This window comes from Paraclostridium dentum (assembly GCF_012922555.1).
GTDB lineage: Bacteria > Bacillota > Clostridia > Peptostreptococcales > Peptostreptococcaceae > Paraclostridium > Paraclostridium dentum.
The window spans coordinates 22,357-37,291 of record NZ_WIPK01000001.1 but is presented as its reverse complement, the minus strand read 5'-3'; the positions used below and the strand labels follow the sequence as shown (position 1 = coordinate 37,291).

The following is a 14,935-nucleotide window of genomic DNA, read 5'->3' as shown; positions in this document are numbered from 1 at the left end:
TTATTAAATTTCTAACTTATTTTTAAATACCTTTTTAAAATATTGAATATATTTATTAATATTGGTATACTTTAACGTATGGTTAAATTAGTTTAAATTAGGAGGTAGTTAAAATTGTTAGAAATTTTTAAAGCCATTATACTTGGTATAGTTCAAGGTATAACTGAGTGGCTACCTGTAAGTAGTACAGGTCATCTTATATTAGTTGAACAATTCGTTAAATTTGATTTATCGCAGGTGTTTGTAAGCACATTTATGGTTGTAATCCAATTAGGTTCTATACTTGCTGTTTTAACACTTTATTTTAAAAAATTAAATCCTTTAGATTCTTCTAAAACAGAAAAAGAGAAAAAGGATACAATTAACTTATGGATTAAGGTTATTATAGCAGTAATTCCATCTGGAATACTAGGTGTTTTATTTGATGATGCTATAGACTCATTATTTTTCAACCCTACAACAGTTTCAATAACTCTTATAGTTTATGGGGTTATAATGATCTTAATTGAGAACAGAAATAAAAAACCTAAGGTTAATGATTTTTCACAGCTTACATATAAATTAGCTTTAGGAATAGGACTATTCCAATGTTTAGCTTTAATACCAGGTACTTCAAGATCTGGATCGACTATTATAGGTGCTGCATTATTAGGTACATCTAGATATGTAGCTGCTGAGTTTTCATTCTTCTTAGCAATACCTACAATGTTTGGTGCAAGTGCACTTAAACTTGTAAAAACTGGTGCTGCCTTCTCTGGATTTGAGTGGTTAGTATTAGGTGCAGGATTTGTAACAGCATTTATAGTTTCTGTATTTGCTATTAAATTCTTAATGGATTATATCAAGAAACATGACTTCAAGGCATTTGGTTATTATAGAATAGTACTTGGTATAATAGTATTTGCATACTTTACATTTTTAATATAAATAAAAGAAGCACTATGTGCTTCTTTTATTTTTTTGACTCTACCAATAACCTTATGATGTCACTTGCACCTTCATTAAAAGTAGTTATAATGCTTAAGTAATCTGTAGCTCTATTTATAGCAAGATATACTTTATTTAAATCTCCTACAAAGTCATTAACTTGATAGTCTTGACTTATATCATTAATACTATGGTTATATAGCATTTCTAATTCACAAAATATAACAGCTTTATATTCTAAGTTTTTTATAGTATATATATTCGCTATTGTAACTCCAGCTTTTTTTGCTACATTAGTTAATTCATCATCACCATATATATATGGTATTTCATTTTCTTCCAAGTCTTTCTTTAACATATATTGGAAATATATAGTTTTCCCATTTTTTAATTTTTTCTTATTAAATGGATATACAATTGCTATATCAGAATAACTAAGTCCCTTTTGTGTAGTTAAATATTCAATTTCCCATATTACAGAACTTATTTGTTCTTCTATATCAGAAACTTTTATTATATCTACAGCCTTATTACTCTTTCTAATGTAGTTTGATAAATAATACATATCATTTGTAACATTAGGTCTTATGCTCTTTATATAATCATTTGAATTTTTATCAAAATTATTTACAAATTCAACTAAATTATTGCTCTGCCTATAGTTATCATTTAATTCTATTACATCATTGAACTCTATATTGTCCCAAGAGTTTTTAAATATACTTAAATTGCTAAATATATTTAATCCTTTGCACTCAAATGCATTAAATATATACTTAGACTTATATAAGAAGCTTCTTATAAAATCAATCTGTTCTGGTTCGAAACATTCAATTTCATCTATAAATATTCCTTTGAACATACTTTTATTTTTTACAGTATTTTTAGCTTGTAAAACAAGGTTTTTATATACCTTATCCGGAGTATTTTTTAGCATATTATAATCAAATACTAAGTTATATGCTTTTGCTAATTTAAATAAGAAAGAAGTAAATGTATGAATTTCTATATTGTTGTTATCTTTATATAAAATATCTAATCTTTCTTTCAGCTCATTTCTAAGCTGCTTTGTATAAGTAAATATTACAAATTTATGGTGTGGATATATTCTAGCTAATTTGATAGCTCTTGCTAATAATATTGTAGTCTTTCCACATCCAGATGCTCCTTTATATAAGGTGTCTCCATATTTAACTGAGGCAACTTTCTCAATTTGATTTCTTTCTAGCATAGTAGCCGTATAACTATAATCTTCATTTGAAAAAGATATTTTCTTTAAATTTTTATTTAAGTTAAGATTATTATTTATCACATAATATTCAGGACAAATTTGTAACATAAATAAGTTAAGTAAAATTTCATCATTTGGATTTCCTAAATATTCATCTATGCTAATTTCATAGTTCATTATTTTGTATAACTTCTCTTTATCTATTATATTATTTTCTACAAAGTCATTATCTCCATTATCATATATAGATACGTGGGGCATTATAAATATGTAGTTATATTCAATATCATTACCTATTTTGCTCATTTGCTTTCTTAAAAGATCATATTCTTCTTCCATTACCTCTAACAATTCATCTTCTAAGAGCATAAATAAATCTTCTGTTGTATCCATAAATTTTATAAACAAAACTCTCTTATCTTTTATATATAAAAGATCTGTGTTTATTCCTTTAAAAGGAGTCACCTTTGGCACTACATTAGCTTCCTCTTTCATACTTTGATAAAAAACCTTTTCAAATGCTTTTATCTTTAATGCATCTAGCTCGGAATTTATATTTATGTACTGGCTCAATTTCTCATCCCCCTCATTTTATATAATTATATCATTTTAAATAGTTTTTTGCTATATTTGATATATTTAATATATTATTTCCATTTATTATTTCCACGAAACATCCTTATTACTCTTTTTTTATAAAAATTTGCTAAATAATAAAAAATAGGTACTATTTAAAGTACCTATTTTTTATTATTTGTAGTGGCTCTCTAGCCATATATTCATTTTTCTTCTTATTTCATTTTTCTTTACCTCTTCAAAATCAGCATCACTTATACTGTAGCTTTGAACTAATTTATCCACATTAGGAGGATATTCTAAGAAATTTCCATTTTTATTTTCAAATCCAATACTCATTATATCGTAATTATCTTCATTTTTATTTACAACAACTCCATATTCAACATCTTCGTTTTTGTTGCAATTTGATATTTTTACATATTGATTTTTAGCAAGAGTATTTAACATATCATTTCTCCTTTCATTTTTCTTTATTATTATTATCATTTTATAATTTTTTATTATATAGATTTATAAACTTCTTCCTTTACCAGAATCCATTAAATTTATTAAGCTCTCTGGATATGGATTAAATATAGTTTGACTTAAAATTTTTTCGTCTTCAAATCTAGCTGCATATATTTTTACATTATTTAAAACTGTACTAAGTGGTATTTTATCTTTGCTGTACTTAACTATATTATCAACAAATACTTCTTTTTCTTTTAAAGATAAGTATTTTTCATATTTATTATATATATCTAAAATAGTTTGAATATTTTTTTTTGTATTTCTATTTTTATTTAAAAGTTGAAATAATGTTTTTGCGTAATTTTCATATTCTTCATTTTTGCACATATTGTTTAAATGGCTAAAAATTTTAACATCATAATTTTTTAATAGCAATTCATTATTTTGATGAAATTTTTTTATATCACATTTTTCATTTTTAAAGTTATTTATCATAAATAATTTAGTCAAAAACTCATCTCTTATTGAATAGTTTTTAAGTCTACCTTCATTTTCTATAGGCAAATAACCATGTGAATTTAATATTTCATCTGCGAAAAAGCCATTGCTTTCATTAGTTAAAGTTGATTGACCACTTTTATGATAAACTTTAACATCTCTTACCCCGCATGATGGTGATTTGCTTTTTAATATACATCCATCAATATCTTCCAATTTAGAAATGTAATTTTGAGAAAATTTTTTCATCTGGTCAGTATAATCTTTATTACTTTTCGGTTGAATAAGTTTTTTTTCATTATTATAGTCAACAATCCTTATAGCTTCTCTAGGTGTAGAAAGTCCTATTTCAACCTCAGGACATACTGTACAAAATTCAACATAATCTTTTAAAGAGTCAATGAACTTACTGCTTGATCCTTGTCCATTGTATCTACAATTTTCAAATCCTAAACATTTACTGATTAATAACTTGGGACGTCTCATAATTATATCTCCTATTATGTTTATAAATTTTAATATTAGTATTTTAATCTTATTTAAAATAAATTATTCTTTTTGTTTAATTCAAAAATCAAAAAAGCGAATATATCATTTGATATATTCGCTTAAATTATTTTCTTATTTAGCGTATTCTATTGCTCTTGTTTCTCTTATTATGCTAACTTTGATTTGTCCAGGATACTCTAATTCATCCTCTATTCTCTTAGTCATATCTCTTGCTAATAAATGTATATCTTCATCATTTACATTTTCTGGCTTAACCATTATTCTGATTTCTCTACCAGCTTGTATTGCAAACGATTTATCTACGCCATCATATGAATTAGCTATTTCTTCTAATTTCTCTAAACGTTTAATATATGCTTCTAGTGTTTCACGTCTAGCACCAGGTCTTGCAGCTGATATAGCATCTGCAGCTGTAACTAATACAGCTTCTATAGTTTGTGGCTCATAATCTCCATGATGAGTACTCATAGCATGTATAACATCTTTAGATTCTTTGTATCTTCTAAGTAAGTCCATACCTATCTCAACATGAGTTCCTTCCATTTCATGGTCAACTGCCTTACCTATATCATGAAGTAATCCAGCTCTCTTAGCTAATTTTACGTCTGCTCCTATTTCTGCAGCCATTATACCAGCTATATGAGCTACTTCTATAGAATGTCTTAAAACATTTTGTCCATAACTTGTTCTATAGTTAAGTCTACCTAGAAGTCTTACTAATTCTGGATGTAATCCATGAACCCCTGTTTCAAAAGTAGCTTGTTCTCCAAACTCTTTTATTATATTATCAACTTCTTTTCTAGCTTTCTCAACCATTTCTTCAATTCTTGCAGGATGTATTCTTCCATCTGCGATAAGCTTTTCAAGCGCAATTCTTGCAACTTCTCTTCTTATAGGATCAAATCCAGATAATATTACTGCTTCTGGAGTGTCATCTATTATTAAATCTATTCCAGTAAGAGTTTCTAATGTCCTAATATTTCTACCCTCTCTACCTATAATTCTTCCCTTCATTTCATCGTTAGGAAGGTTAACCACTGTTACAGTAGTTTCTGCCACATGATCGGCTGCGCATTTTTGTATAGCATATCCTATTATTTCTCTAGACTTCTTATCTGCTTCATCTTTAGCTTGAGATTCTATTTCTTTAATCATTATAGACATCTCTCTTCTTACTTCTCTTTCAGCATTAGTTAATATAATTTCTTTTGCTTGGTCTGAAGTTATTCCAGATATGCTTTCTAATTTTTCTAATTGTTGAACTTTAATCGCTTCAACGTTTTCTTCTTTTTTCTCAATTTTTTTAAGTTTATCATTAAGAACTGTTTCTTTATTCTCTAGAGCTTGAAGTTTTTTATCTAAAACCTCTTCCTTTTGAATTATTCTTCTTTCAAACTTTTGAACTTCAATTCTTCTTTCTTTGTTCTCTTTCTCTGCTTCATTTCTCCACTTATGGATCTCTTCTTTTGCTTCTAATAGTTTTTCTTTTTGTAAAGTTTCTGCATCTTTTTTTGCCTTATCTATTATATCATCGGCCATCTTTTCAGCTTGACCAATTTTAGCTTCAGATATGTTTTTTCTTACAAAATAACCAACTATAATACCCACAAATATTCCCAATAAAGCGCTTATCATTGCCTCTATGACATCCACCTCCTTTGTTAAATAAACCGTCAACTACAGTATTTATAACATCTATTTTTATAAACTAAATAAGAATATTTTATTCTTATTTAATTTTATAATTTTTTCAATCTGGTGTCAAGTTAATAGGAGGTATACAAGCTATTATTCTCCAATATTTTCTATTGAATCTTCATTTTCCTCTGCGCTATCTGCATTTTCATCTAATTTGTAATATTTTCTTACTAAACCGTCTACTTCTTCTGTTAAATCTTTATTATCCTCTAAGAACTTTTTAACATTTTCTCTACCTTGTCCTAATCTAGTCTCGTTATAACTATACCAAGCTCCTGATTTTTTAATTATGTCTAAATCTGCAGCTATATCTAATAGGTCCCCAACCTTTGATATACCTTCTCCATACATTATGTCAAATTCACATTGTTTAAATGGAGGTGCAACCTTGTTTTTAACAACTTTTACTCTTGTTCTACTTCCCATAACTTTATCGCCTTGTTTTATAGTGTCTATTTTTCTAACATCTAGTCTTACTGAAGAGTAGAATTTAAGAGCACGACCACCTGTTGTAGTTTCTGGGCTACCAAACATAACTCCAACTTTCTCTCTTAACTGGTTTATAAATATTGCTACACAATTAGATTTTTTTATAGATCCTGTTAGCTTTCTTAAAGCTTGCGACATAAGTCTTGCTTGAAGACCAATATGAGAATCTCCCATGTCCCCTTCTATTTCAGCTTTTGGAACTAATGCTGCTACTGAGTCAACTACTATTATATCTATAGCACCACTTCTTATAAGTGCTTCTGCTATTTCTAACGCTTGTTCTCCTGTATCTGGTTGTGAAACTATTAAGTTATCAACATCTACACCTAATGCTTTTGCATATACTGGATCTAATGCATGTTCAGCATCTATGAATGCTGCTATTCCACCTTGTTTTTGAGCTTCTGCTACTGCATGTAAAGTAACTGTAGTCTTACCAGAAGATTCTGGTCCATATATCTCAACTATTCTACCCTTTGGAAGACCTCCTATACCTATAGCTATATCAAGCCCAATAGAGCCTGTTGGTATAACATCTATAGCCATTCCCTTAGCTTCTCCAAGTTTCATTACAGATCCTTTACCAAAATCTTTTTCTATTTGAGATAACGCTGAATTCAGCGCTTTTAATTTTTCATCTTGTATTCCTGCCATTTATGTTACCTTCCCTTCTAAAAATCATTTATTAAAATTTTACTTAAAGTAAAATATTCATCAAACACTTGTTCTATATTTATTATATATTTTTTATGACTTAAAGTCAATTAAATAATACCTTATTAGTATTAACTTTAATTATATCAATTTATACATATTTTTCCATAAGTTTAAATTATCTTTCACCTAAAAATCTAAGCTTACTTTTAAACTTGGTTTAGAAACTTATTAAGCACAAAAAATGGATAACTAACAGTTATCCATTTTTTATATTATTATTTACTTTCCATAAATAAGTTTTTATTTTTGTAAACATACTCCCATCCTGAGTAAAGAGTAAGTAATGTAGCTATTAATATAGTAAATTTACCTATGTTTAAAAATACAGGATTTCCTGTATGCGCACCTAGTAAAAGAATTACTATAGCTACCATTTGTGAAATAGTTTTTAATTTTCCTCCAGAACTTGCAGCTATTACTTTTCCGTCTGCAGCTGCAATTGCTCTTAATATACTAACTGTAAGTTCTCTAGCAACAATTATAATAACCATCCAAGCAGCCACTAAATCATACTCTATCATTGTTGTAAGAGCTGATATTACAAGCAGCTTATCAGCAAGAGGATCCATAAATTTACCAAAGTCAGTTACTAAATTGTATTTTCTAGCTATATGTCCATCCATAGCATCAGTTACAGACGCTACTATAAATATCATACAAGCTATTAAAAATTTACTTGGTAAATTTAACATCATTACTATTATAAAAACTGGTATTAAAAATATCCTAAATAAAGTTAATTTATTAGGCAAGTTCATTAACTACATCTCCCATCAAATCATACTCTAAGGCATTATTTATTTTTACTTTTACAAATGATCCTATTTCAAGTTGATTTTCAGACTTAACATAAACTATGCTGTCTATTTCTTCTGCATCTCCTTGAGTTCTACCTATATATACCTTATCTTCAATTTGCTCTTCGATTAAAACTTCATATTCATTATCAATTTTTTGTGCATTTAAATTTTGTGATATTTCTTGCTGAACTAACATAAGTTGATCTCTTCTTTGTAGTTTTACATCTTCATCTAAATGATTAGGAAGTTTATCCGCTGGAGTGTCTTCCTCTCTAGAGTATGCAAAAGCTCCCAGTCTATCAAACTTCATATCTTTTGCAAATTCAACTAATTCATTAAAATCTTCGTCAGTTTCTCCAGGGAATCCAACTATTATAGTTGTTCTTAATGTAGCATCAGGTATATATTTTCTTATCATTTCAACTTTAGATTTAATGTCTTCTTTAGTCGTGTGTCTATTCATTAATTTTAAAACTTTATTACTTGCATGTTGTATAGGCATATCAAAATAATTACATATGTTATCATATTTTTTAATTACTTTTACAAGCTCTTCAGTTATTGATTCAGGATATGAGTACATTATTCTTATCCATTTTATTCCATCTATTTGTGCAAGTTCTTCTAATAATTGTGGAAGTTTAACTTCTCCATATAAATCTAAACCATACTTTGTAGTGTCTTGAGCTATAACTACTAATTCTTTTACTCCTTTAGAAGCAAGATCTTTAGCTTCTTTTATTATATCTTCCATTTTTCTACTTCTATATCTACCTCTTAATTTTGGTATTATACAGTACGTACAGTGATTGTCACAACCTTCACCTATTTTTAAATATGCCATATATTCTGGAGTTGTAACGTATCTTGGAAGATCTTCATTGTAAGCAAATTCAATATCATTTAAACTTACTATGTTATTTTCCTTTTCAAGATTTGCTATTATTTCATCTATTTGTTGGTAACTTCCTGTTCCAACTATAGCATCTATTTCTGGAATTTCTGCTTGCAATTCCTTAGCATATCTTTGAGCTAAACATCCTGTAACTATAAGTAACTTTAAATTTCCGTTTTCTTTTAATTGAGCTAAGTCTAATATAGTATCTATAGATTCTTGTTTTGCTGATTCTATAAATCCACAAGTATTTACTAAAATTATATCAGCTTCCTCAAACTCACCTACTAATTTATATCCTTTTCTATTTAAAATCCCCATCATTATTTCTGCATCTACTAAATTTTTAGAACATCCTAATGACTCTAATGCTATTTTTAACATTTAATTTGCTCCTTCCTTCGCTGCCTTATGAAAATCTATTAACTCTAAAACTGCTTCTTTCATGTTATCACAATTAAGAACTCTATTGTACTCATATTTTTGAACTGAATGCCCATATAATGCATCGTAATAATCTACTAAATAATGTTCTACAACTTGATCGTATTTACCTTCATTAAATAATTCAATATAATAATCAACTTTTTGATTTCCTAATCTTTTTCTAAATTTATTAATACACTGTATTAATGCTTCAAAGTTCTTATTCTCTGTATATATGTAGTCTCTACATAATCTATCTACTCTAGACTTCACACTACATTCTAATAATATATGGTATCCGTCCCTTACTATACCTTCATATATTTCATGAGGTACGTTAACATGTCCGACTCTTTTACTTTCACTTTCTATAAATATATAGTTACTTTTTGAAAAATATAGTTTTTCGAAAATATTAGTTTCAAAATTCTTTTGTGTAGGAGGTTTTTCGTTAAACATTATAAATCCAAATGTAGATCCACTATTTTTAGCTAAACCTTCTAAGTCTATAATATCTATCCCATTTTCTTCTAACATAAGTAATGCATCTGTTTTTCCAACACCAGTTAACCCATGAAGAACTATAAATTGTTTTGTATCCATAACTGTTTTAAAGTAATCTAATACAAAGTTTCTATATGCTTTATATCCACCTTGTAATTGATATACATTTACACCTAATGTTGAAATCATATTTACTAAACTTCCACTTCTCATACCGCCTCTTGCACAGTATATAACTATATTTTCATATTCATTAGCTAAACTTAAAACTTCCATGTACATATGTTTTAACTTATCTTTTACATAGTCAAATCCCTTTTGTACAGCTTCTTGTTTTCCTTGCATCTTATATATAGTTCCTATATCTTTATGCTCATCATCATTAAACAATGGCATATGAAAAGCATCACGTATGTGGTCTTCTTGAAATTCCGCTTGCGTTCTAACATCTATAAATATAGTATTTGGTAGATCTAACGCACTCTTTATGTCTATTGTCTTCAAATTTATTCACCCTCTAAATTTTCTAAGTCTTGTTTACTTACTAAAACCTTTCTAGGTTTACTTCCTTCACTTTGACCAACTATAGATCTCTCTTCCATAGAATCTATAAGTCTTGCCGCTCTATTAAATCCAATTTTAAATTTTCTTTGAAGCATAGAAGCTGAAGCTTGCCCACTTTCAACTACAAATTCTATTGCATCTCCTAAAAGTTCATCAGCATCGCTATCTTGCTCTTTAGATATTTTAGCTATACTATCTACTATGCATTCTTCATATTTAACTTCTTCATTAACTTGACTCTTTACATAATCTACTACTCTTTCTGATTCTGATTCTGATATAAACGCACCTTGTAATCTAACTGGTTTAGCTGCTCCTAAAGGATAGAATAACATATCTCCTTTTCCTAGAAGTTTTTCTGCTCCACCCATATCAAGTATAGTTCTAGAGTCCGTTTGAGATGAAACTGCAAATGCAATTCTAGATGGAATATTAGCTTTTATAACTCCAGTTATAACATCTACTGAAGGTCTTTGTGTAGCAACTATTAAATGCATTCCTGCAGCTCTTGCCATCTGAGCTAATCTACATATATAATCTTCAACATCACTAGCACTAACCATCATAAGGTCTGCAAGCTCGTCTATTATTATTACTATCTTAGGAAGTTTTTCTTCACTTTTTTCATTATAACTTGTTATGTCTTTTACACTTGATTCTGCAAATAATTTGTATCTTCTATTCATTTCAGTAACTGCCCAGTTTAAAGCATTAGCAGCTTTTTTAGGATCTGTTACAACTGGTATTAATAAATGTGGTATTCCATTGTAATTTGCAAGTTCAACAACTTTTGGATCTATAAGTAAAAATTTAACTTCATCTGGGTTTGCTTTATATAAAATACTGTTTATTAAAGTATTTACACACACACTTTTACCAGAACCTGTAGATCCTGCTATAAGTAAATGAGGCATTTTTCCAATATCAGCTATTATAGGTTTACCAGCTATATCTTTTCCAAGTCCCATAGCTAATGGTGATTTAAAATTATTAAATTCTTCACTTTCAAGAACTTCTCTTAAAGTTACCATCTGAGCTTCTTCATTTGGAACCTCTATACCAATAGCACTTTTACCTGGTATAGGAGCCTCTATTCTTATACTTTTTGCCGCTAAGCTAAGGGCTATATCATCTGTTAAGTTAACAATTTTACTAACTTTAACACCTGGACTTGGTTGAATTTCATATCTAGTTATAGTAGGTCCAACAGTAACTTGATTTACTTTCGCTTCAACTCCAAAGTCAGATAGAGTTTTTTCTAATAATGAGGCATTTTTTAAAACTTTTTTCTTGCTTTTGTCATCAGTCTTTGAATCTATTTTATTTAATAGCTCAATACTAGGTTTTGTATAATTTTCATATTTAGAATTTGTTTGAATCCCTATAGGCTGTGTACTTTCTATATTGCTTTCTTTTACACTTGTAACCTCTGTTTTTTGCGTAGGTTTAGCCTTTTGTAATTCTTTTAAAACTTCTAATTCAGGCATACTTTGAGTGCCCTCTAATATTTCTAAGTAATCATCTTCAGCTTTATTAAATCCAACAATTTTTATTGTTTTATCATTGTCGTATTCTTCAATACTTTTTTCTTTATCCTTAGATTTATTTGACTTATTTTTTAAGTCATTCTTTGTTACCATAGTATTTTCATCAACTTCTTCAGTTACCATGTTAACCATAGCATTTTTTAAACCTTTAGCTTTTTCTTTAAAAGTAAGATTACTATCTTTACTGTTTTTAGCTTTTGCTTTTATAGTATAAATTAAGTCTTTTAAAGATATATTAAAAGTAAATAGACCTGTTATTAATAATGCAAATATACTTATTAGCCATGCTCCTGTTACACCTAAAATCTTTGTAACGTAATATGTGATAAATGTAGCTATAAGTCCACATCCTTCACCTTGAACCGCAGCTTTACTTACTTCTTTAATTACATACGAATTAGTCGGACTATCTATAGGTAAATTTTTCGCATTTAAAAGTCCGTAGAATATGAATATAAAAAATACACCTAAATAGTATATTTTAGCATTTTTAATTCTGTATATATATTCATTCTTCTCGAAAAATCCTAAGATACCACTAATAATGATTATAAACGGAATTGCTACTGCTAATCCTCCAAATAATCCTTTAAATATATTTTGAATAACCGTACCTAATAACCCCATTGAACTAGAGTTTAAACTATATAATAAAAATATACCAATAAATATAGTTATAAGGTTATTGTACTCAGCTGAAAAACTTGATTCTATCTTCTTTTTCTTTTTAGATTTTTTCTTAGCCATCAATCTCACCTCTTAAAAATAAATTTATACAAGAATTAATAAATTCCAAAATCATAGCAAAAAGTGCTAATGTATTTAAACACTAACACTTTTATATCTTTTAATTATATCATATTTTATGTTATTTAAACAAATTTTATTTAATTACATTGTTGTTACTATCATTATCGTCTTCATTAATTAATTCTCTTAATTTAGCCATTGCCTCTTTTAATCCACCAACTTCATCAATAAGACCACAATCAACTGCCTCTTTACCTATTAAAACACTACCTACATCACTTACTAATTCCTCTTTTGAATGCATAAGCTTTTCTAATTCTTCTCTTTCTATATCTGAAGTTCTAATTATAAATCTAGTTATACGCTCTTGCATTTTTTTAAAGTATTCAAATGTTTCATTAACTCCAATAACAAGTCCATTTGTTCTTATAGGGTGAACAATCATAGTTGCAGTTGGAGCTATAAATGAATAATCACCTGCAGTTGCAAGTGGAACTCCTATACTATGACTACCTCCTAATACTAATGTTACTACTTTTTTAGATACACTGTTCATAAGTTCTGCCATAGCAAGTCCAGCTTCAACATCTCCTCCAACAGTGTTTAAAATTACTAATACCCCTTTTATATTTTGATTTTCCTCTATTTCAAATAACATAGGTATTATATGCTCATATTTTGTAGATTTTTTTTGTGGGTTTCCTGCAAAGTGACCTTCAATTTCACCAATTATAGTTATACATTGTATGTCCTTTATGTTTTGGTTAGGCATATTAGGAACACCCATTTGTTTTATATTTTGTATATCTTCACTTTCTTCTTCTCTTTCATCATCTTCTTCTGACTTCAGCTGTATTTTTCTATTTTTTTCATCATTGAAAAGATTCATATGTAGCCTCCTTCTAAGACTTATTTTTATCTACTTTTCTTTTGGATGTTTATTTATAGGTCTTGATGTATTTTGAGCTACTGATCCACTTTTTCTAGGTCTAGAGTTAGCTGGTAAATTTAATTCTTCTGCAAATTCTAATTTAGTATTTGGCTGTTTATTTTTTGTTTTTTTATTAGACATAAAAAAATCCTCCTATTTGTTTAACTTTACATATAAGTTAACCAAAAAAGGAGGATATTATTAATTTAATTTAAATTCATCATGTATAGCATGAACAGCTGATTTCATATCTTTTTCTTCAACTAAACAAGATATAGTCATGTTTGAATCCGATGTTTGTAATAAGTTTATTTTAGCTTTAGATAAAGCTCTTACAATCTTTGCCATAACTCCAGGAATACCTGTCATTTTTGTACCTATAAGAGTTACTTTTGCACAGTTTTCTTTAACAGTATACTCAAGATCATGATTATTAAGTATATCTTTTAATATATTTAACTTTTCATGTTCTATTACAAAAGCTTTTTCTTCAACAAAGAAGTTTATCATATCTAAACTAATTTCATTTGATTCAATTTCATTCATTATATCTGTAAATATATCTTCTTTAGATTTAACTTTTATTTGAGTAATTCCATTTTTATGTGCTACTGCAGTCATAGTGTGTAAAGATTTTGCTTCTTTGTTTACTTCAAATTTAGGACTCATCCCGCTTATTCTAGTGCCTGGATGAGATGGGTTTAAAGTGTTTTTTATATTTAAAGCTATAGATCCACTTTTTGCAATTTCAACAGCTCTTGGATGAATTACCTTTGCACCTTTATCTGCCATTTGAAAAACTTCTTCATAATTTATATAATCTAAAACTTTAGCTTCAGGTTCTACTCTAGGGTCTGCCGTCATGATTCCATCAACATCTGTATAAATTTCAACAGTTTCACATTCTAAAGCTTTACCTATAGCAACAGCAGATGTATCGCTTCCGCCTCTACCAAGAGTTGTTACTTCTCCACTTTCTGTAGTTCCTTGGAATCCGGCTACAATAACAACTTTACCTTCATCTAATTCTTTATATATTCTTTCTGGTTTTATATCTAATATTCTTGAATCAGAAAATTTCCCATCTGTATATATACCAGCTTGACTACCAGTTAAAAATACTGCATCTATCCCATTGCCTTTTAGCATATTAGTAAGTATAGTTCCTGATATTATTTCTCCACAAGACATTATTAAATCCAATTCTCTTTTAGAAGAATTTTCATTTACATTTTTACACAGATTTATCAATGTATCAGTTGCATATGGAGCTCCTTTTCTTCCCATAGCAGAAACTACTACAACTAAGTCTAATCCTTTTTCTTTATAGTTTTTTATTATATTGCAAACTTGTTGCATTTTTTCATAAGATTCCACAGATGTCCCACCAAATTTTTGAACTACTATCGTCATATTATC

At 28.2% G+C, this 14,935-nt stretch carries 13 protein-coding genes; 1 reads left to right on the top strand and 12 read right to left on the bottom strand.

Annotation, left to right across the window (positions count from 1 at the left end; genetic code table 11):
• Positions 1–114 precede the first annotated feature (114 nt).
• Positions 115–927: an undecaprenyl-diphosphate phosphatase gene (locus GFJ41_RS00180; protein ID WP_021428909.1), complete on the top strand. Its 813-nt coding sequence runs from the start codon at positions 115–117 to the stop codon at positions 925–927.
• A 25-nt stretch (positions 928–952) separates the two neighbouring features.
• Here the strand turns inward: GFJ41_RS00180 and GFJ41_RS00175 are convergent, their stop codons facing one another.
• From GFJ41_RS00175 to dapG, 12 genes are all read right to left on the bottom strand, one after another.
• Entirely contained in the window at positions 953–2,731 is a 1,779-nt protein-coding gene (locus tag GFJ41_RS00175) for a UvrD-helicase domain-containing protein (protein ID WP_150886164.1), read from the bottom strand.
• A 177-nt stretch (positions 2,732–2,908) separates the two neighbouring features.
• The gene (locus GFJ41_RS00170; RefSeq protein WP_168931983.1) at positions 2,909–3,184 is read right to left on the bottom strand and encodes a hypothetical protein; all 276 of its coding nucleotides are present in this window, start codon (positions 3,182–3,184) and stop codon (positions 2,909–2,911) included.
• A 63-nt stretch (positions 3,185–3,247) separates the two neighbouring features.
• Positions 3,248–4,171, bottom strand: a complete 924-nt coding sequence (locus GFJ41_RS00165; protein WP_150886166.1) for a DUF523 and DUF1722 domain-containing protein — start codon at positions 4,169–4,171, stop codon at positions 3,248–3,250.
• 135 nt (positions 4,172–4,306) lie between these two features.
• Positions 4,307–5,830, bottom strand: coding sequence for a ribonuclease Y (rny, locus tag GFJ41_RS00160; RefSeq protein WP_021428821.1), 1,524 nt, complete (start codon positions 5,828–5,830; stop codon positions 4,307–4,309).
• A 153-nt stretch (positions 5,831–5,983) separates the two neighbouring features.
• Positions 5,984–7,036: a recombinase RecA gene (gene recA, locus GFJ41_RS00155; protein WP_021428792.1), complete on the bottom strand. Its 1,053-nt coding sequence runs from the start codon at positions 7,034–7,036 to the stop codon at positions 5,984–5,986.
• 278 nt (positions 7,037–7,314) lie between these two features.
• Positions 7,315–7,857 carry a CDP-diacylglycerol--glycerol-3-phosphate 3-phosphatidyltransferase gene (pgsA, locus tag GFJ41_RS00150; protein ID WP_021428714.1) on the bottom strand — a complete coding sequence of 181 codons (543 nt, stop codon included), beginning with the start codon at positions 7,855–7,857 and terminating at the stop codon, positions 7,315–7,317.
• A complete protein-coding gene (gene rimO / locus GFJ41_RS00145) occupies positions 7,844–9,178 on the bottom strand; it encodes a 30S ribosomal protein S12 methylthiotransferase RimO (RefSeq protein ID WP_025162350.1) in 1,335 nt (444 codons plus the stop codon). The genes pgsA and rimO overlap by 14 nt, the downstream gene beginning before the upstream one ends.
• Entirely contained in the window at positions 9,179–10,228 is a 1,050-nt protein-coding gene (mnmH, locus tag GFJ41_RS00140) for a tRNA 2-selenouridine(34) synthase MnmH (protein WP_170074322.1), read from the bottom strand.
• Between the two features lie 2 nt (positions 10,229–10,230).
• Entirely contained in the window at positions 10,231–12,582 is a 2,352-nt protein-coding gene (locus GFJ41_RS00135; RefSeq protein ID WP_025162351.1) for a DNA translocase FtsK, read from the bottom strand.
• A 136-nt stretch (positions 12,583–12,718) separates the two neighbouring features.
• Entirely contained in the window at positions 12,719–13,474 is a 756-nt protein-coding gene (locus tag GFJ41_RS00130) for a ClpP family protease (protein WP_021428855.1), read from the bottom strand.
• A 30-nt stretch (positions 13,475–13,504) separates the two neighbouring features.
• A complete protein-coding gene (locus GFJ41_RS00125) occupies positions 13,505–13,657 on the bottom strand; it encodes a hypothetical protein (RefSeq protein ID WP_170074321.1) in 153 nt (50 codons plus the stop codon).
• 60 nt (positions 13,658–13,717) lie between these two features.
• The gene (dapG, locus tag GFJ41_RS00120; RefSeq protein WP_170074320.1) at positions 13,718–14,929 is read right to left on the bottom strand and encodes an aspartate kinase; all 1,212 of its coding nucleotides are present in this window, start codon (positions 14,927–14,929) and stop codon (positions 13,718–13,720) included.
• Positions 14,930–14,935: the final 6 nt, after the last annotated feature.

Bases quoted from the DNA above. Each gene is read 5' to 3' on its own strand.
- GFJ41_RS00130 (WP_021428855.1), bottom strand. From the start codon at position 13,474: ATGAATCTTTTCAATGATGAAAAAAATAGAAAAATACAGCTGAAGTCA.
- rimO (WP_025162350.1), bottom strand. From the start codon at position 9,178: ATGTTAAAAATAGCATTAGAGTCATTAGGATGTTCTAAAAATTTAGTA.
- rny (WP_021428821.1), bottom strand. From the start codon at position 5,830: ATGATAAGCGCTTTATTGGGAATATTTGTGGGTATTATAGTTGGTTAT.
- dapG (WP_170074320.1), bottom strand. From the start codon at position 14,929: ATGACGATAGTAGTTCAAAAATTTGGTGGGACATCTGTGGAATCTTAT.
- pgsA (WP_021428714.1), bottom strand. From the start codon at position 7,857: ATGAACTTGCCTAATAAATTAACTTTATTTAGGATATTTTTAATACCA.
- GFJ41_RS00135 (WP_025162351.1), bottom strand. From the start codon at position 12,582: ATGGCTAAGAAAAAATCTAAAAAGAAAAAGAAGATAGAATCAAGTTTT.
- GFJ41_RS00170 (WP_168931983.1), bottom strand. From the start codon at position 3,184: ATGTTAAATACTCTTGCTAAAAATCAATATGTAAAAATATCAAATTGC.
- GFJ41_RS00165 (WP_150886166.1), bottom strand. From the start codon at position 4,171: ATGAGACGTCCCAAGTTATTAATCAGTAAATGTTTAGGATTTGAAAAT.
- recA (WP_021428792.1), bottom strand. From the start codon at position 7,036: ATGGCAGGAATACAAGATGAAAAATTAAAAGCGCTGAATTCAGCGTTA.
- GFJ41_RS00125 (WP_170074321.1), bottom strand. From the start codon at position 13,657: ATGTCTAATAAAAAAACAAAAAATAAACAGCCAAATACTAAATTAGAA.